Below are 18,518 nucleotides of genomic sequence, written 5' to 3' on the forward strand. Positions count from 1 at the left end.
CTAGTCCTCCAGGCCGATCCGGCGGCCGTCCCGCAGGCTCTCCAGTACGGCAATAGTGGCTAGGCTGGTCTCGACCAGTTCGGCCTCGTCGGCGGGGGCCGGGCCGCCATTGGCCACGGCGCGGACGAAGGCGTCCAGCTCGGCGCGATGGCCCTTGTCCTGGCCCATGGACTTTTCCGTCCGGGTGCGGCCGCCCTGGGTAATGGCCAGCGTCAGGAAATTGTCGATCACCGCCACCGTTCCGCCTGCGAAACACTCGAAGCGTTCCTTGCTGTGGGCGGTATCGCCCTGGGCGGTGTAGACGATGGTGGCCAAGGAGCCGTCCTTGAAGGCGAGGGTGACGGACAGGTCGTTACAGCCGCCATGGGTCACGGCGGCGCTTTCCGCCTGGACCGTGGCGATGGGTGAACCGGCCAGGACGCGGGCGAGGTCGATGAAGTGGCAAAGCTCGCCCAGAATGCGTCCGCCCCCTTCCTCGGCGGCATTGACCCAGCTTTCCGCCGGCAAGGCGCCGGCATTGACCCGCAGCATCAGCACCTTGGGGCCGGGATGGCGGGCCAGATGGGCGCGGGCCTTGAGGGTCAGCGGCGCGAAGCGGCGGTTGAAGCCGATTGTGAAGAAGCCGGGCGAGCCTTGCCGGGCGGTGATCACCCGGTTGAGCTGATCCCGGTCCAGCGCCAGGGGCTTTTCCACCAGAACCGACTTGCCGGTCGCCAGAACCCGGGCGGTCATCTCGGCGTGGTTGCCGTGACGGGTGGCCACCAGCACCGCGTTGATGGAAGGGTCGTTCAGCACCAGATCCACGTCGGTGGTGGCGTTGGCGAAGCCGAAGGTCTGCTGGCCATGCTCGGCGGTCTGGCCGCGCTGGGTGCATAGCGTCCGCAGCTCCACGTTGGGCAGGCGCGCCAGCTCGGGCAGCAGGACGGTGCGGGCGAAATTGCCGGCGCCAATCACCCCCATGGTGCAGCGTCCGGCTGCGGCCTTGGTCGCCGGGAAGACCTTGGATTCGGCTCTGGCCTGTCCTTCGCCATAGTTGAGAACCACGCCCAGATGGGGCTCGGAGCCGCCGGTGACCAGACGGTAGGCGTCTTCCGCGTCGTCGAAGGCGAAACGATGGGTGATCAGCGCCCCCACGTCCAGGCGGCGGGGGAGCGACCGGCTCATCAGGCGGACGCATTCGCGCAGGTTCTCGGCCTCGGTCCAGCGCACCCAGCCCACCGGATACTTGACGCCGCGGGATTCGAAATCCTCGTCGTAGCGTCCGGGGCCGTAGGAGCGCGACACGGACAGCGTCAGCTCTTTCTTCATATAGGCGGCATAGTCGAATTCGGTACCGGTCTTGCCCACCAGGACGACCTTGGCGCGGTCGCGGGCCAGTTCGGCGGCCAGGGCCAGGGGTTCCGACGACTCGGTCGCCGCGGCGATCAGCACCGAGTCGCAGCCGACGCCGCCGGTCAGCGCCGCCACCGCCTCGCTCAGGCCGTGCTCGCCCAGCACCCAGGTCAGTTCGGCCCCCATGGCCTTGGCCAGGGCCAGTCGTTCCGGGTTGACATCGAGCGCGATGACCCGGGCGCCCTGCAGCGCCAGCAATTGCACCGCCAGCTGTCCCACCAGTCCGACGCCCAGCACCGCCACCACGTCGCCCAATTGCGCGCCCAGCGAGCGCATGCCGGCCATGGCGATGGCGCCCACCGTGCCGAAGGCGGCCTCCTCGTCGGTGACGTCGTCGGGGACGGCGGCCACCAGATTGCGTGGCACCACGTTCAGCTCGGCGTGATTGGCCAGCCCGGCTCCGGCCATGGCCACCCGCTGGCCGGCGGCGAAGGCGCCCTCCAGCCCGGCGCCGACGGCCGAGATGGTGCCGGCGGCGGAATAGCCCAGCGGCAGGGGCTCGTCCAGGCGGGCCATCACCGCCTTGAAGGTGGAGATCAGCCCGTCGCGCCGTGCCTTGTCCAGCACCTTGCGTACCAGGTCGGGGCGGGCCGAGGCCTTGGCGGCCAGGCTTTTGCGGGCGAAGTCGATGACCATGCGCTCGGTACCGGCGCTGATCAGCGAGGCCCGGGTGGCGACCAGGACATGACCGGCCCGGACCCTGGGGTCGGGGACCTGCTTCAGGGAGAGCTTGCCGCTGCGGGTGCTTTGGATGACTTGCTTCATAACGGACCTTATAGCAGATCGGACGGAAGGACGCGCCCGGTCTTGAACAGATGGCGAAGCACCTGGGCTACCTGACGGGCATCGCCCAAAGCATCATGGGATTGCTGGTCGGTCGCCAGACCGAAGGTGGCGGCCATCTCGCAGCTGTAGATGTGGGCCTGGGCGCCGGCGGCGGCCATCAGCAGCGGCGCCAGGTCGCGGCAGCGCCGGTCGAAGGGAAAGTCGGTGCCGTTGAGGTCGCAATTCTCGCGCAATACGTCCTCGTCGGCACCGTTGGAGGCCAGCCGGGCGCCGGTGGCAAAATCGGCCAGCTGGCCGAGGGCCTCGGGAAAGTCCATTCCGTGGCGATCCACCTGATCCTGGGTGACGCCGGTCAGATCGGTGAAATAGGCGCTTAAGCGCGGATTGATGCGGGGCTTGACCAGCAGGGACAATTCGGCGCCGTCGTCGAGGCGGACGGCTCCGATCTGCACTACTTCGCGGTGTTCGCCGGGTCCCGACCATCGACGCTCGCGCGCTCCGGTCCAGGTGGTGTATTCCAGATCGTAGACAACGATACCCGTCACCCTAGCCACCCTGGCCCTTGAGGTCGGTCCTGAGGTACTGAAGCGGGTAGGGGATGTCAAGCAAAGGCCTAGCCTAGGCTGATCCCGGCGCGATATATACGGACCAACTTCCTTTTCCGGAAACCAAGCTCCATGTGCGGTCTGGCCGCCATCTTCGCCTATCAGCCCGAGGCTGCGCCGGTTCAAGGCGACGAACTGACCCGAATCCGCGACGCCATGCGGCTGCGTGGCCCCGACGGCGCCGCTAGCTGGGTCTCGCCCGGCGGCCGGGTCGGCCTGGCCCATCGGCGTCTGGCCATCATCGATCTGTCGCCGGCCGGGGCCCAGCCCATGGCCAGCGCCGACGGGCGGCTCGCCCTGGTGTTCAACGGCGAGATCTACAATTACCGCGCCTTGCGGGCAGAGCTGGAGAGCCTGGGGGCGGTGTTCCGCTCCCACACCGATACCGAGGTGATCCTGGAGGGCTGGCGGCATTGGGGCAAGGCCGTGCTGCCCCGCCTGCGCGGCATGTTCGCCCTGGCGCTGTGGGACCATGAGGCCCGGGGCATGCTGCTGGCCCGCGATTCCTTCGGCATCAAGCCCCTTTATGTCTCCGATCAGGGTGGCTGCCTGCGGGCGGCGTCCCAGGTCAAGGCGCTGCTGGCCGGCGGCGCCATCGAAACCGCACCCGATCCCGCCGGCCATGCCGGCTTCTTTCTGTGGGGCCATGTGCCCGAGCCCCATACCCTGTACCGTTCCATCCGCCCCCTGCCCGCCGGGTCCTGGCTGTGGCAGGACGAGGCGGGGCGACGTGACGAAGGCCGCTTCTTTGACCTGGGCCAGGAATTGGCGGCGGCGGGCGAGAGAAATTTCGATATCGATATGTTGCACGCGGCCCTGGCCGGCAGCGTCAAGGCCCACCTGGAAGCGGACGTGCCGGTGGGGCTGTTCCTATCGGGTGGGCTGGATTCCACCACCCTGGCGGCCCTGGTGCGCGAGGCGAGCGAGGGGCCGGTGAACTCCATCACCCTGGGATTCGCCGAATTCGAGGGCAAGCCCCAGGACGAAGTTCCCCTGGCCGAGCGGGTGGCCGCCCATTACCGCCTGGATCATACCACCAGCCGGGTGACCGCCGCCGATTTTGCCCAGGCGCGCGGCCAATTGCTGGCCGACATGGACCAGCCCAGCGTCGACGGGGTCAACACCTGGTTCGTGGCCCGCGCCGCCGCCCGTTCGGGATTGAAGGTGGCGCTATCGGGCCTGGGTGGCGACGAATTGTTCGGCGGCTATGATTCCTTTTCCCAGATTCCCCGTCTGGTCGGGGCGCTTGGTCCCCTGCGGCCCTTGCGTGGCCTGGGGAAGGTTTTGCGCATGGGCCTCAGTCCGTGGATCGGCTGCTTTGCCTCGCCCAAGACGGCGGGGCTGCTGGAATGGGGCACCAGCTTCGGCGATGCCTATCTGCTGCGCCGCGCCCTGTTCATGCCCTGGGAGTTGCCTGGGGTGATGGACCCCGACATGGCGCGGGACGGCTGGAAGGCGCTGGCGGCCCCAGCCCGTCTCGAGGCGGCCGCCGGCGGAATATCGTCGCCGAGGCTGCGGGTTTCGGCCCTGGAGACCGGGTTCTACATGCGCAATCAGCTGCTGCGCGACAGCGACTGGGCCGGCATGGCCCATTCCCTGGAAATCCGCGTGCCCCTGGTGGATGTGGATCTGCTGCGCGCCGTGCTGCCCCTGGCGCGCGGCGCTCGCCCGCCGGGCAAGCAGGACATGGCGGCTTGCGCCCGTCCGGCCCTACCGCCCGAATTGCTGAACCGGCCCAAGACCGGTTTCTTCGTTCCCGTGGCGCAATGGCTGGGGGCGTCCAGCCTGCGCGGCTGGGCGCGGCAGGTTCATGGGGCGTTTCAGGCATGATCAGTCTGGCCCCCACCACCATGGACCAACCGGCCTGGGAAGCGGCCTTGGGCGGCTTTGCCGGGGCCAACCTGCTGCAAAGCTGGGCCTATGGCGCCGCCAAGGTGGACGAGGGCGGCTGGCAGGTGGAGCGGCTGGAGTACCGCGAGGCCGGTCTTCTGGTGGGAATGGTGCAGGTGATGATCCGCCATCTGCCCCTGGGTCTGGGTGGCCTCGCCTGGATCAATCGCGGCCCGCTTCTAGCTCCGGGCCGGGATTCCGCTCCGGCTTTCGCCGCCCTGCGCCGGCATTACGGCGCCCGGGGGTTCTATCTGCGGGTCGCCCCGGCCGTGGCCGATCAGGCGCCACCGCCGGGATTTCGCCCGGCGTCACGGTTGGGCTGGGCGTCCGCCCTGCTGGACCTGCGCCCTGATGAGGCGGTGCTGCGCAAGGGCCTGAGCGGCAAGTGGCGCAACACCCTGAACAAGGCCGAGCGGGAAGGCCCGGCGGTCGATGACGCCGAGGACGATCTTGGCGATTTCCTCGTCGGCTACGGCCGTTTCCTGGCGGAGCGCCGGGTGCCGACCACGGTGACCCCCGCCCTTCTGGCCGCCCTGAATGAGCGCAGCCTGGAGCATCTGCGTCCGCTGGCCTATGTGGCCCGTGTCGGGGACGAGGTGGTGGGCGGCGTGCTGATGGCCCGCTACGCCAAGGGCGCCGAATACCTGGCGGGCTATGGCACCGAGGCCGGGCGGCGCCTGGGCGCCGGCCAACTGCTGCTGTGGCGGGCCCTGGTGGACGTGAAGCGGCGGGGTGCTGAATTCCTGGATCTGGGAGGCCTGGACCCCGAACGTACGCCGGCGGGGATTCGGGATTTCAAGGAAGGAGTGTGCGGAATTCCCTATCGACTGGCCGAAGAGGTTGATTGCCTCGGGATCAATCCCCTGGCCCGGCTGGTCCGCTACAAAGTGGGCCGCACCCTGGCCCTGGCCGACGGAGCGCCATCATGAGCCTGCGCACTTTGGCCGCTCCCCTGGCCCTGGCCGCCTGGCGTGCCACTGGCCCCCTGCGCGCCAATCCGCCGGGCGCGGTACGGATCCTGATTCTGCACGACGTGCCCGAGGCGCAGTTCGCCGCCCTGGCGGATCTCATTGCCGTACTGCAACGAAGTGCCGGCTTGATCACCCCCGGCCAGGCCGAGGCCCGCCTGGCTGGGGGGGCACCCGCGGACGGCAAGGCCCCGGTTCTGCTGAGCTTCGACGATGGCTTTCGGTCCAACTTCCGGCTGACCCGGGAGATCCTGGACCCGCTGGGGGTCAAGGCGCTGTTCTTCGTCTGCCCTGCATTGGTGGACATGGCGCCGGAAGACCGCCGGGCGGCCATCGGCGCCAACATCTTTCGCGGCAGACGGGGGGCGGACGGCCTGGACCTGATGGATTGGGAGCAGCTCAAGGGATTGGCTGCGTCGGGCCATGAAATCGGCTGTCATTCCGCCCGGCACGTTTCCCTGGTCGGACTCGAGGCCGGGGAGCTGGAGGACGAGGTCGGAATCGCCAAGACCCGCATGGCGGCTGTCTTGGGGCAGACCTCGCCCTGGTTCGCCTTTCCTTTCGGCGATGTGGCCAATATCGATAGGACTGCTCTCGGAATCATCGGCCGCCACTTTCCCTTATGCCGGTCGGGCGTGCGGGGTTTGGCCCATGCCGGCAGCCATCCCCTGGCCCTGCCGGCGGAATCCGTCGATCTTGGCGCTCCGCCCGCATTGCGCCTGCTGGCGGCGGAAGGCGGGATGGCCCCCCTCTACCGAGGCCGCCTGCGCCGCCTGGAAGAGATGGCGTCATGATCACCGGCGCCCCGCTGCCCGGCTGGATGGATCTGGCGGCGCTGCTGGGTGTCGCGACAGATGGCGACGTGGCGGCCGCGCCCTGGACCTTGCCCGCCGACAAGGCGGTATGGTTTTCGCGCTCCGCCCACGGCCTGGCCGCCATCGTCGCCTCCTGGCGCCGCCGGCACGGTCGTCCGCCCCGGCTCTGGGTGCCCGACTATTTCTGCAACGCCAGCCTTGACCCGGTGCGACGGGACGGCATTTCCCCGATTTTCTACCCCGTGGGCCTCGATCTGGAGCCCGATTGGCAGGAATGCCGCCATCTGGCCCTGGCTGAGGCGCCCGATCTGGTCCTGGCGGTGCATTATTTCGGCCTGCCCGCCGCCATGGGTGCGGCCCTTGAATTCTGTCGCCAGGCGGGTGCCCTGCTGATCGAGGATTGCGCCCATGTGCTGGCGCCCATGGACGGTGTGGGTCAGACCGGCGACTTCGTGCTGTGGAGCCCGCACAAGCACTTGGCGGTGCCCCAGGGTGGTCTGGTGGTGTGCCGCGCGCCCGACGAGGCCCTCGCTGCGCCGCCGGGCTCTTCGCCCTCATTGCGCGGCTGGCTGGCCAAGCGGCTGATTCAGAAGGTGGCGCCCGGCTGGCTGCTGCCGCCGGCCACCCGCCAGGGACCCCAGCGCTTCGAGGATGATCCGCCCGAGGGCCACCTGCCCGACACGCCCACCCTGGCTCCTCGGGCCCTTGCCCTGCTGGCCGCGGTCCGCCCGTCCCTGCCCCGGGTGGTGGCCCGGCGGCGGCGCAACGCCCTGGCCCTGCTGGAGGTCCTGAACCGGGTCGCCGGTTGGGAGCCGCTGTTCGACCCGGGATCCGCCACCCCTTACCGGCTGGTCATGCGGTGCGGGTCGCCGGACGTCGCCTCCCAGCGCTTCGAGGTCTATCGCGGCCGGGGTATTCCCGTGGAAAGCTGGCCCGACCTAGCTCCCGAAGTGAAGGCCGCCCCCGCCAGCCATGCCCGCGCCCTGGCCCTGCGAGCCCATCTGCTGTGCTTTCCGGTGCATCAGGGCATCGAAACGGCGGAACTGATCCACCGGGCGGGCTGATATTCGCTTTCAGTTTGGAAGGCGGGGTAGAATGTCGGTGGCGGCCCGTTCCACATCGGCGGGAAAGTCGATTTCGACCCAGGGCAGGCCGGTGATGTCCGATGCGGTCTGGCGGCCGGTTCCAGCCAGGACCAGATCGCGAATGACCTCCTCATATGGCTCATCCAGGCGTCCGGCGGCCACGTATTCGGCAGCTCGCTTCGCCAAGCGTCCGGCCATGGTGGCGGAAAAACGGAAGAAGCCGACCGATTCACCGACGGTGTCGTGGCGTACGGGATCAACCTTCTTTCGAAACTCCACCGGTTTACCATTGTCGAGCAGTAATTTGACCGGCTCGTCGCCCGGCTCGAAATCTCGGTCCAGCAGGAACCGGATGTCGTCGCCAGGTTCGAGCAACGGTCGGACCATATCGGGGTGACACAAGACGTCGGCGTCCATCACCAGCACGTCGCCGCCGGCGGTCAGGGCCGGCCCCAGACGATGCAGGGTGACGACACTGCCCCGTTCAAAATCGGGATTGGAAATAGTTCGGATTCCGGGGTGTCCAGCCAAGGCTTGCTCGATAATTCCGGCGTGAAAACCGGTGGCGATTACCACCTCGTTCACGCCGAAACCTTGCAGCATGGCAAGATGGCGTTTCAGCAAGGTCTTGCCACCGAAGGACAGCATGATCTTGGGCTGGTCGCCCAGGGGGCTTCCCAGCCGCAGGCCGCGGCCGGCGGCAAGGATGACGGCTCTCAGCATTTGATTTTCTCCCGCTTCATTGTCCCGAGTACTTCGGCCACCATGGCGACGGCCCGCTCCATATCGGCGATATCAAGGTCGCCGATACAGCCCATTCGAAAGGTTTCGCCCTGGGTCAGCTTGCCCGGATAAATCACCACCTGACGCTTTTCGAGCAGGTGATAGAAGGTGGAAAAACAAAAATCCGGGGCGGAGGGCATGTGAAAAGAGACGATGATGGGCGATTGCAGCGATAGCGGCAGCAGCGGCTCGAATCCCAATCGCGTCATCGCCTCGACCAGCCGGTCCCGGTTTCGGCTATAGCGGAGCAGCCGGGCGGCGGGACCGCCTTCGGCCTCCAGGGTAATCAGGGCCTGATCCAATGCGGCGATCACATGGGTTGGAGGGGTGAAACGCCACTGCCCGGTCTTGGTAAAACCCGTCCACTGGTCGTGCAAATCCAGGGACAGGCTGGGGCAATTGCCCGCGGCTGCCGACAGGGTCGCCTTGTCGGCCAGCACGAAGGCCAGGCCGGGGACACCTTCCAGGCATTTATTGGCCGAGCCCACCACCGCTTCTGCCGGTAGGGTGCTGAGGTCCAGGGGCAGGGCGCCAAAGGCGCTGATGGCATCGACGATCAGCTTTTTCCCACGGGCGGCGGCGACATGGGCGATATCGTCGAGGGGATTGAGGATTCCCGATGTGGTCTCGCACCACACTACCGACACATGGGTCATGTGGGGCGAGGCCGCCAGGGCGTCATCCAGCGCCTTGGCCGAGACCGGTTCGGTTTCGGGGAATTCCATGACCTGATGAGGGCGGCCAAGCCGGCGGCAGATTTCAGCCATTCGCCGGCCATAGACGCCGTTGGCCAAGATCAGGAGCATATCTGTGGGGCGCAGCAAGGTGCCCAAGGTCGCTTCCACCGCGAAGGTGCCGCTGCCTTGAATAGGGACGCAGACATGGCTGTCGCCGGCCCCCGCCAAGGCTTCCAGCCGGGAACGGATGCTGCCGGTCAGGGCCAGGAAGCTTTCCTCCCGCGAGCCGTAATCGGTCAACATGGCCGCCCGAGTCGCCGACGCCACCGACAGTGGCCCCGGCGTCAACAGTAGCCGGCGAGGAAGCGGCGCGCTGCTCATTTCAGGAATTCCCGGCGGTAACGCTCGGTGTATTCCATGAACAGGGCATTGCCTTCGGGAGTGTCGGCTTCGGCCCGGCGGATGTCGCCCCATTCCTCGCGGGGGAATTTGACATAGAGCGGGAAGGTGCGATGCAGTCCCGACAGCTCGACTTTGCTCATCTGCGGCATATCAAGGGTGGGGCCGACCCGGTAATCGCCGGCGATTTCGTCCTCTCTGATCAGGCCCTCCAATTCGCAGACCTCGCGCAGCTTGCTGCCCTTGTAGGGGCTGAAATAGCCCACGATCACCCCATCGGGGGCAATCTTGCGGTCCAACTCGATGGTTTCGAAGATCATTTCGCGGGTCTCGCCGGGAAACCCGATGACATTGTTGGCCGAAATCCGCAGCTTGGTCTCGCGTAGCACGTCGAAGGCTCGCAAAATGGTGTCGTCGCTGATCAGGCGGCCGAGCACGTTCTTGCGCAGGTCATAATTACCGCTTTCTACCCCGACGCTGACGCTTTCGCAGCCGATGCCGACCAGCAGGTCGATCTTTTCGCGGGTTACCGATTCGGGACGGACTTCCACCCAGAACGGCAGATTGACCTTCTCGCGATACAACTGGACGAAGCGTTCAATCCGCTTCAAAGGGGTGGTTAGGAAGCTTTCCGCCACTAAGTAGCAATAGGCCAGTTGGTAGCGTTCCTTCTTCTCGACCATCTCGTCGATCAGGCGATCGATATTCTTTTCGCGGTAATATTTATCCGAGTAGAGCTCATTGTATCCGGAATTGATGCAGTAGGTGCAGGAATAGGGGCAACCCCGGTTCATCTCGAACGCCCCAGTGACCGAAACCCGGCCACCCATGGGCTTCCAGAAGCGGCGACGGTCATAGACTTCCCAATCCTGCGGCGGCAGGCTCGTCAGGTCCACCGGGGGACGGACGGCATTCTTGTAGACCTTACCGTTCTGCTTGACCCAGAGGTTGAGTACGTCCGAATGATCCTGGCCGTCACGCAGGCGCTGGCACAGTTCAACCAGGGCCTCCTCACCCTCGCCGACGCACACCATGTCCACCGCCGGGTGGCGGATGCACATCTCGGGAGCGAATGTGGGAAAGGGACCGCCGGCTACGGTGGGAATTCCCCGCCCGGCGACAGCCTCCAGCAATCTTGCGCCCAGTTCCCAGGTCACCTCGATACAGGACAGGCCGATCAGATCGGGCTTGTACTCTTCGACCACCCGGACAAAGTCCTCGACTACGTCCACATCGGCGGGAGCGACCCCAAAATCCTCGAGTCGGGTGGGGCGGACCTGCAAGGCCCGGGCGCGGGCCTCGTCGCCGGTGATGTCGGCGGTGCGATAGAAAGTGGTGTCGAACAGACGGATACCGAATCCAGCCTCTTTGACACAACCGGCCAGGACGCCGATTCCTGCCGTGATCAACGTATCAAGCATAGTGTTGCTGTTGATCAACAGTACCCGAAATTCCTTCATGGTCGGCTCCTTTGCCACGGGGCGCCGAGCAGTCCGGCAATCCAGTCGTAGCCTTGCTGAATGTCTGAGGTGACCCGATCAACGGGGTATTCAAAGATGATGGCCGGGTAAGGGGCCTGGCCGAGAACCGTGTCCAGGAGCGCCGGGATATCGAACCAGCCATCTTTTGCTTGATTGTCGGGATGCAGGGGGCGCCTTTCGCGCAGGCCGGACCGTCCGTGCCACAGATGCATGGAGCGGATGCGGGAAGCCAGGATGGCGGCATCCTTGAGCGGATCACGACAGCGTCGTGCGGCGCCGATCCATAGGTGTCCCACATCCAGGCAGATTCCCAGTTCCGGCAGGTCTGCCAGCGCCTCCATAAAGCCCTCTGCGGAGTGAAAACCATCGCTGTAGGCGGCGAATTCCACATCCACCATCACACCATGCGAGCGAGCCGCGGCGGCGATGCGTTTGCAGGCTGCATGAGCCAGACGCCGAGCCTCGATCGGATCGGTGGTATCCGTTTCGCCGAAGGTGAGATGGCAAACCGCATAATCGGCGTTCAGCCGACTAGCCCAGGCCAAGCCGTGTTCTAGCAATCGGAACGAGTGCTCCCGGCGCTCCCCGTCGGCATGCAGAAAATACCAATGGGTATGGCACTGAGGCGCCCAGTGAGGGCGGAATACCGGAAGGTGGACACTGAGACCCGTCCGGCCTTCTTCCGCCATGGTCGCGCACAGGGATGGGATGTGCTCCACCATGGCCGGGTTCAGGTCGAGAATCTCGAACCGCCCCAATCCACGGTGAATGAGATTGGCGGGAGGGTGGTAGGGATGGTCGTGAACGACTGGAACCTGTTGCGGCACCGGCGGATCTTCGACTGAAGATGAGACCTGCAGCTGTCCGACAGCCATTTCCAAGGGCCAGCGGCCGTTGGCAAGGGGGCAGGAAACTCCTTGGGAAAAGCGCCGCCTTTGGGACAAGGGGTGTCTGTTCCGCGGCGGAACTTAAGAGATCGGACGCCGTCTTACTGTGACGACGGTCAAGCGGGCTGCAACCAGATGGCGGTATCGTGGAAAACCCCGCCGCCCCCAGGCATGCCAGGATCGGCGCTGGTCAGATGGTTGATACCCAGACCTCCGGAGAAGTCGGCATTGGGCCAGAGCCCTTCCACGACCACCACTCCGGGCCGCAGGCCGTCAAACGGTCGTAGCGTCGCCAGCACCTCGCCCCTGGCATTGCCAAGGCGTACCAGCATTCCTTCCTCCAGGCCCAACTGTTGGCAATCCTTGGGGTGGACGAGGGCGGTGGGGCGGCCCTCGGCGGCGCGGCCGGCGGGTGTTTCGGTGAAAGTGGTATTCAGAAAACTGCGGGCAGGTGGGGTTACCAGCCGAAAAGGATGGTCCGCATCGGCGGCCTCGATCACCGTACAATGGTCAGGAAAGGTGGGCAATTTGGTATGATCGGCCCCCAAGGCTGCCCAATCGGGGCTGAAGTGGAAGCGACCATCCTTGTGCCCGAATCCGGTGGCGAAATGAGCAGTGGGGAAATCCAGGGCACAATCATGACCACCCGCTGCCAGAACCTCATCTGCCCCGGGCCAGCCCGAACGCCGTAATGTGGTGTCCACCAGTTCCCAAGCCGTCATGTGAAAGCCGGGATGGTCGGCTTCCAAAAGCTCTGCCAAGGCACAAATTACCTCATGGTTGGAGCGGGATTGGCCATGGGGCTCGATTAAGGCTCGTGCGACCCCTAGATAGGTATGGCCTCCGCCGCGATAAAGGTCGTCGTGCTCCAGGAAGGTGGTTGCGGGCAGAACGATGTCGGCGAAACGCGCCGTCTCGGTCATGAACTGTTCGTGCACGCACAAAAACAGGTCGTCGCGTGCCAAGCCGCGCCGGACCAGATTACTGTCGGGAGCAACCACCGCCGGGTTAGTGTTCTGTACCAGCATGGCGGCTACCGGTGGACCATCGCCCAGGTCGCCGCGGTCACCGGTGAGAATGGGGCCGATGCGGGTCTGGTCCAACATCCGCACCGAGGCCTTCCGGCAGTCGGTTCCCTCGATCACGGTTGTATCCAGGTGATAAATGGCGGCATTGGAATAAAGCGCGCCGCCGCCAAGATGGCGCCAGGCCCCGGTCATGGCGGGCAGGCAGGACGCGGCATGCATGGCTGCCGCTCCATTCCGGCTGCGGGTGAAGCCGTAGCCCAGACGCAGGAAACTGCGCGGTGTGGTTCCATAAAGCCGGGCGAAGGATTCGATCTCGCAGGCGGGGATTCCGGTAATGGCTTCCGCCCAATGGGGAGAGCGGGATGCCAGATGTGCCTCGAGCTCCCGAGAGAAATCGGTGTGGGTGGCCATGTAGTCCCGATCGGCGTGGCCATCGCGCAGCAGGACGTGCATCACCGCCGTTGCCAGGGCGCCATCGGTTCCCGGGCGGGGCATCAGGTGAATATCGGCAGCCTCTGCGGTAGGCGTGCGGTAACAATCCACCACCACCAGGGGCGCTTGCCTGGCTCTGCGGGCCCGGTTAGCCCAGGATATGGCGTTGATCTGGGTATGGACGGCATTGCTGCCCCACAGGATCACTAGATCGGCTTCGGCCATTTCGCGGGGGTCGAGGCCGTGCTTCACCCCGGCGCCGGCCAGCCACCCCATATCCGCAAGGTAGTTGCATATGGTGGTTTTCTCGCCGGAATAGCCAAGCACATGGCGTAGGCGGTTGATGCCGTCGCGCTGAACCAGCCCCATGGTGCCGGCATAGTAGTAGGGCCAGACGGATTCCTCTCCAAATTGAGCGGCGGCCGAAGAGAAGGCATCGGCAACCGAGTGTAGGGCATCATCCCAGCTTATGGGTTCGAACCGTCCTTCGCCCTTGGCTCCGATCCGACGCAATGGCGTGGTCAGGCGGTCAGGATGATGCACCCGCTGGGCATAACGTGCCACCTTGGCGCAGATCACTCCATCGGTATAGGTGTTGCGGGCCGAGCCCCGAACACGGCCGATTGTGCGGGGGTCCAGGCGTTCCACGTCCAGTGCGCAGGTGCTGGGGCAATCGTGGGGGCAGACGGAAGGGAGGAATTCAGTCATGGGGCCGACCATGCCTTGGTGCAACTGGGCAAGCGCTGAGAGCCTGGGCAGGCAAGAGCGCAGGGGCCTTGACGACGATCAAGTGTCGGGAATGCCCAGGGTGCCGAAGTCGAAGTTCCGATTGGATCATAGGTCTTATCTTGGCCGGACGTGTTCCGGGCACCCAAGCCGGAGCGCTGCTGGAAAGGCAGTCAGGGGGGCTGCCCCTCTGGGCCACATGGACAAACCGATCCGTGGCAAGGGCGCGGCCTGTGTAAATCTTGACCAATGAAAATGTTTATGCTACAGGGAGCGCCTCGCCGGGCGTGGATTCCGCTCCGCCCGCTCCCATGCGATCGGGTCGTCACCCCAACATGACCGAAATCGATTTTCTGGCGCCTTTGCATAAGGCCACGACCCGAGACTACGTGCAGCGTGTGGTCGAATACGACAAGGCTGAGTGCGCCGCTGTCGCCAAGCAATGGGGCTACGATTACTGGGATGGTGACCGCCGCTTCGGCTATGGCGGCATGCGTTACGACGGTCGTTGGCGCCCAGTGGCCGAGGCGATGGTCGCCCATTACGGGCTGAAGGCGGGAATGCGGGTGTTGGACATCGGCTGTGGCAAGGCCTTCCTGCTCCATGAACTGACTCAGGTGGTACCCGGCATCGAAGTGGTGGGCCTCGACATTTCGGTCTATGCCATCGAACACGCCAAGGAAGAGGTCCGCCCCTTCCTAGTGCAGGGTGATTGTAGCTGCCGCCTGCCCTGGCCGGACCGCCACTTCGACTTCGTATTGTCCATTAATACGTTCCACAACCTGATCAACTTCCAGTTGATGGCAGCATTGAAGGAAATGGTGCGGGTGGCCCGTGGTCCCAAGTGGCTGTGTGTGGAAAGCTGGCGAAATGAACGCGAAAAGGCCAATTTACTTTACTGGCAGCTGACCTGCCACAGCTTCTACACGCCCGAGGAATGGCGGTGGTTCTACGATCTGGCCGGTTATGATGGTGATCACGGTTTCATCTATTTCGAATGACGGAGATGATGTCAGATGTCGAAGAAGGATAAGGTCCTCCTGGTACTGCCCAACAGCCGCTGGCATGAGCGCCGGCCGTGGCGGATCGCCAATAACGCCGCCTTCGTCCTTACGGCCATTCTGAAACATGATTTTGACTTCGAGATTCTCGACGCCAACGGCGAAGATCTCGAAATGGATCAGGTGCGCGACCGCATCCGCGCCATCTCTCCCGACGCGGTCCTGGTCTCGGCGGTTTCATTGGAATACAGCCGCCAGACCCATACCACCTTCGCCCTGGCGCGCGAGGCCAAGCCCGGAGTGCTGACGGTGGTCGGCGGCCCCTATGCTTCGCTAATGCCCAAGCGGGTGATGCAGGATCCCAACATCACCTATTGCTTCCTGGGCCATGCCGAACACCGCCTGGACGACTTCATGAAGCTGGCCCTGGCGGGTGACGAGGAAGGCATCCGCAAGACCGAGGGCATCGCCTATCGCGACGAGGGTACGGTCCGCGTCGTCCCGCCGCCCTGCAACGTGGTCCAGATCAAGAAGAAGTATGGACTCGATCTTACCCATCCCGATTACAGCGCCTTCGATCTGACCCCCTATCTGGATCAGGAGCATATCGACTTCATGGCCAACGGGCCGGGTAAGACGTTCATGCTGATGTCGTCGCGCGGTTGCCCCCATAACTGTTCATTCTGCGCGAACAAGATTACCCAGGGACGCGGCATCGCCTATTACGACCCTCACCGGATTCTTGAGGACATCGACTATCTGATCGCCCGCTACGACATCAATCACCTGATCTTCATCGATGATTTGTTCCTCTATGACCGTGAAAGGGTGGAAATCATCATTCGCGGCATCGGCGAGCGGCGAAAAAATAACCCGAAGCTGACTTGGCACCACGCCAACGTCTCGGCTTGGCACCTCGATCCGCCGCTGCTGGCGCTGATGCGCGAGACTGGCTGTTCGAAGATCATCATTTCGATCGAGTCGGGATCGCCGCGGGTGCTGAAGGAACTGATCCGCAAGCCCTTCAAGCTCGATATCGTTCCCAAAGTGGTCAAGATGTGTCGCGACGCCGGCATGGATATCGGTGCCAACTTTGTCCTCGGCATGCCGGGTGAGACCTGGGAGGAGATCCGCCAGACCTTCCGCTTCGCCGAGGAAATGGATATCGATCTTTGTCATTTCCATATCGCCACGCCGCAGCCCGGCACCGATCTCTATCACATGGCCAATGACCAGGGCCTGCTGCCGCCGGACTTCTCATTCACGGACGAGCGCTTCTTCGGCTATGGAGAGGGCTTCATCGCCACCGACGAGTTCACCCCGACGGAACTCAAGGTCCTGCGTGCCTATGAGTGGGACCGCATCAACTTCAAGACGCCGGAGAAGTGTGCCAAGGTGGCCGAGATGTACATGCTGTCGCCGGCCGGGCTGGAGGAGCATCGCCGCCAGACCCGCCGCAAGCTGGGCCTGCATCATAACGAGGATGAAACCGGCCGGAACCGCATCCGCGCCTAAGGTGGCCCCGTGATCGTCAGGATTGATCTGCGGGTGACTGACGATCACGGGCACCACGAGTTGCCGGCGGCGGTGGACGCGGTTCTGCGTCACGGCCGCTTGGCGCTCGGGCCCGGGGCGGCCCGCTTCGAATCCCTGTTGGCCGAATGCATCGGCCGCACCCTGGCGGTCAGCATCAAGTCCGGCACCGACGCCCTGGTGCCGGTGCTCGCCGTCATCGGCGAGGATCTACACGCCGCACACCGACAGTCTTGATCTGGGTTGCCAGGCCCCCAACAGCCAGGAGATGCAGATGGGCAATTCGAAGACTCTATGGCTGCGGGAATGTAGTGCATTGCCCGACGACCGTTGTATGTTCGGCCCGCCGCCCTTGGACCTGCGGCGTCACGAGTGCATTCGCGCACGAGCGCGGCGGGTGATTGGGTTTCCTGGAGGAGCCCGCCGGGAAATTATGGATACAATCAAGGATTCCAGATCATGAGTACGACCGAGGTGCGATGCCTGCTGTGTGGCACCGGCGCTGTCGTGGCGCGCGCCGTGCCGCTGCCGATCATCGACGTGTCGATTGCGGTCTCGATTGTCCACGCCGATTGGCGATTGGGCGTCTGCCAGGCCTGCGGCGCCAGCCACCGCCTTCTCAGCGCAACCGAGGCGGCGCGGATCGACGGCAGCTTCAAGAGCGCCGACTACATCGACCGTCGCCAGGTGCCGCAGACCGTTCACGTCAAGGACCGGCCGGCACCGACGGCGCGGCACGTCCTGCAAGCCGAACTGCTGATGGCGCGGATGGCGCCGCATTCCCGGCTGCTGGATTTCGGCTGCCACGACGGTGCTCTTCTCGGCTGCCTGGCTGAACGCCGCGGTGACATGGATCTGGTCGGCTACGACGTCGGCGACCGCCCACCGGCCAGCTATCCGGCGGGCGTGGCGTGGATTGGCGGAGCACGCGATGCAATTCCCGGCCGCTTCGACGCCATCGTTCTGTCCTATTCGCTGCAATACGTGCGTGATCTGGGCGCCCTTGGCGCCTTCTTGCGCGAGCGGCTGCTGCCGGGCGGTTTCGTCCTCATCCAGGTTCCCGACGTGGCGCGCAAGCCGGCGGTGCTGCTATTAGGCAATCAACACCATTTCTTCACCACGCAGGGAATGGCGGCCGTGCTCCATCACATCGGCTTCGCCTATGAACCGCTGGAGCGAGACTGGGCCGCTCGCGACGCCCTCGGTTTCGCCACGCCTGCCGCCGAACCTGGGTCGGCGCTGGCTTCCGGTCCGGTATGCGACGCGGTGTTTGCGGCCCTCGATGAGATCGTCGCCACCGGCGAGGGGCTGGCCAAACTGGCCGGAGGCGGCCGTTACGGCGTGCTGGGGACCACAGTCGAGGCCGCCCTGGCCGGCGACATCCTAGGAGCCGACGCCGCCTATTTCGTCGACGAGAATCCCGGTAAGGCCGGGCAGACGTTCTTTGGGCGTGCTATTATTCACCCGCGGGAGCTGACGGCGGCGGATACGGTCATCCTTCCGTACGGCAAGGCCGGTGATGCCATCGGGCGACGGCTCGCAAGCGAATACAAGGGCAGATTCCTTGTCGTTTGACACCATCGGGCGGCCGCGCCTCGGCGATGGCAGCGGTGGCGAACTGTTCCAGGGCCTCCTCGCCGAGACTTCCTCGATGGCCATCCGCGGCGGCTGATGGTCTCCGGCCACCAGCCTGACATGCCACCGGTCTGCGGATCGCCGGAGGTTGGCTCTGTCGCGGCGGCGGGCTGGATGGATCATCGCGGTCAGGCCATAGCTGGGCCATGAGAGTCTTGACTAATCCCGACCCGCGCAGTATCCAGACCTTGTCCGGAGAACCCGATTGGTTTCCGGCGGGGGAACGCGCTCCCCCTTCCGTGTTCGACGGAGATACCGCTGTGGCGGTGGCGTAATCAGGCCGGTTCACAGCCGTGCCGAACAGCCTCCAATGCCCGTGCCGCACCAGATTTTCACCAAATATGAGCGTCTGCCCGCCGCCCCACCGGTCGCGGCCCTCCCCAGCCGCCTCGCCT

15 protein-coding genes are annotated in these 18,518 nt (G+C 65.0%); 8 read left to right on the forward strand and 7 right to left on the reverse strand.

The window, feature by feature from the left end; translation table 11 throughout:
• Positions 1–2,157 (reverse strand): bi-domain-containing oxidoreductase, encoded by a 2,157-nt coding sequence (locus XM1_RS04065; protein WP_068430150.1) that lies wholly within the window; start codon positions 2,155–2,157, stop codon positions 1–3.
• 8 nt (positions 2,158–2,165) lie between these two features.
• Positions 2,166–2,723, reverse strand: coding sequence for a 3'-5' exonuclease (locus tag XM1_RS04070; protein ID WP_068430153.1), 558 nt, complete (start codon positions 2,721–2,723; stop codon positions 2,166–2,168).
• 132 nt (positions 2,724–2,855) lie between these two features.
• Here XM1_RS04070 and asnB point away from each other — a divergent pair, with 132 nt between their 5' ends.
• From asnB to XM1_RS04090, 4 genes are read left to right on the forward strand one after another with little or no spacing between them, the layout of a single operon-like run.
• Entirely contained in the window at positions 2,856–4,613 is a 1,758-nt protein-coding gene (asnB, locus tag XM1_RS04075) for an asparagine synthase (glutamine-hydrolyzing) (RefSeq protein WP_068430155.1), read from the forward strand.
• The gene (locus XM1_RS04080; protein ID WP_068430157.1) at positions 4,610–5,602 is read left to right on the forward strand and encodes a GNAT family N-acetyltransferase; all 993 of its coding nucleotides are present in this window, start codon (positions 4,610–4,612) and stop codon (positions 5,600–5,602) included. The genes asnB and XM1_RS04080 overlap by 4 nt, the downstream gene beginning before the upstream one ends.
• Positions 5,599–6,435 (forward strand): polysaccharide deacetylase family protein, encoded by an 837-nt coding sequence (locus XM1_RS04085; RefSeq protein ID WP_068430159.1) that lies wholly within the window; start codon positions 5,599–5,601, stop codon positions 6,433–6,435. The genes XM1_RS04080 and XM1_RS04085 overlap by 4 nt, the downstream gene beginning before the upstream one ends.
• Positions 6,432–7,520 (forward strand): DegT/DnrJ/EryC1/StrS family aminotransferase, encoded by a 1,089-nt coding sequence (locus XM1_RS04090; RefSeq protein ID WP_068430161.1) that lies wholly within the window; start codon positions 6,432–6,434, stop codon positions 7,518–7,520. Before XM1_RS04085 ends, XM1_RS04090 begins: the two co-directional genes overlap by 4 nt.
• A gap of 9 nt (positions 7,521–7,529) precedes the next feature.
• On the opposite strand, the gene XM1_RS04095 is transcribed toward XM1_RS04090, so the two are convergent.
• The 5 genes from XM1_RS04095 to XM1_RS04115 all read right to left on the reverse strand — a co-directional run bounded on the left by XM1_RS04095 (position 7,530) and on the right by XM1_RS04115 (position 13,936).
• Complete coding sequence (locus tag XM1_RS04095; RefSeq protein WP_197603102.1) at positions 7,530–8,264, reverse strand: NTP transferase domain-containing protein; 735 nt, start codon at positions 8,262–8,264, stop codon at positions 7,530–7,532.
• Positions 8,258–9,382, reverse strand: coding sequence for a 2-aminoethylphosphonate--pyruvate transaminase (locus XM1_RS04100; protein WP_068430165.1), 1,125 nt, complete (start codon positions 9,380–9,382; stop codon positions 8,258–8,260). The genes XM1_RS04095 and XM1_RS04100 overlap by 7 nt, the downstream gene beginning before the upstream one ends.
• The gene (locus XM1_RS04105; protein WP_068430168.1) at positions 9,379–10,860 is read right to left on the reverse strand and encodes a radical SAM protein; all 1,482 of its coding nucleotides are present in this window, start codon (positions 10,858–10,860) and stop codon (positions 9,379–9,381) included. Before XM1_RS04105 ends, XM1_RS04100 begins: the two co-directional genes overlap by 4 nt.
• Positions 10,857–11,756 (reverse strand): sugar phosphate isomerase/epimerase, encoded by a 900-nt coding sequence (locus tag XM1_RS04110; RefSeq protein ID WP_156428637.1) that lies wholly within the window; start codon positions 11,754–11,756, stop codon positions 10,857–10,859. Before XM1_RS04110 ends, XM1_RS04105 begins: the two co-directional genes overlap by 4 nt.
• A gap of 128 nt (positions 11,757–11,884) precedes the next feature.
• Positions 11,885–13,936 carry a molybdopterin oxidoreductase family protein gene (locus XM1_RS04115; RefSeq protein ID WP_068430174.1) on the reverse strand — a complete coding sequence of 684 codons (2,052 nt, stop codon included), beginning with the start codon at positions 13,934–13,936 and terminating at the stop codon, positions 11,885–11,887.
• Positions 13,937–14,289: 353 nt separating this feature from the next.
• Between XM1_RS04115 and XM1_RS04120 the strand changes: the two genes are divergently transcribed.
• The 4 genes from XM1_RS04120 (at position 14,290) to XM1_RS04135 (ending at position 18,063) form a co-directional block, all read left to right on the forward strand.
• Positions 14,290–14,955, forward strand: coding sequence for a class I SAM-dependent methyltransferase (locus XM1_RS04120; RefSeq protein ID WP_068430177.1), 666 nt, complete (start codon positions 14,290–14,292; stop codon positions 14,953–14,955).
• Between the two features lie 15 nt (positions 14,956–14,970).
• On the forward strand, positions 14,971–16,470 hold the full coding sequence (locus tag XM1_RS04125; protein ID WP_068430182.1) for a radical SAM protein: 1,500 nt from the start codon (positions 14,971–14,973) through the stop codon (positions 16,468–16,470).
• Positions 16,471–16,479: 9 nt separating this feature from the next.
• Positions 16,480–16,725 carry a DegT/DnrJ/EryC1/StrS family aminotransferase gene (locus XM1_RS04130; RefSeq protein ID WP_068430187.1) on the forward strand — a complete coding sequence of 82 codons (246 nt, stop codon included), beginning with the start codon at positions 16,480–16,482 and terminating at the stop codon, positions 16,723–16,725.
• A 222-nt stretch (positions 16,726–16,947) separates the two neighbouring features.
• Complete coding sequence (locus tag XM1_RS04135; protein ID WP_068430189.1) at positions 16,948–18,063, forward strand: methyltransferase domain-containing protein; 1,116 nt, start codon at positions 16,948–16,950, stop codon at positions 18,061–18,063.
• Positions 18,064–18,518: the final 455 nt, after the last annotated feature.

The sequence above is a fragment of the Magnetospirillum sp. XM-1 genome (genome assembly GCF_001511835.1).
Lineage (GTDB): Bacteria > Pseudomonadota > Alphaproteobacteria > Rhodospirillales > Magnetospirillaceae > Phaeospirillum.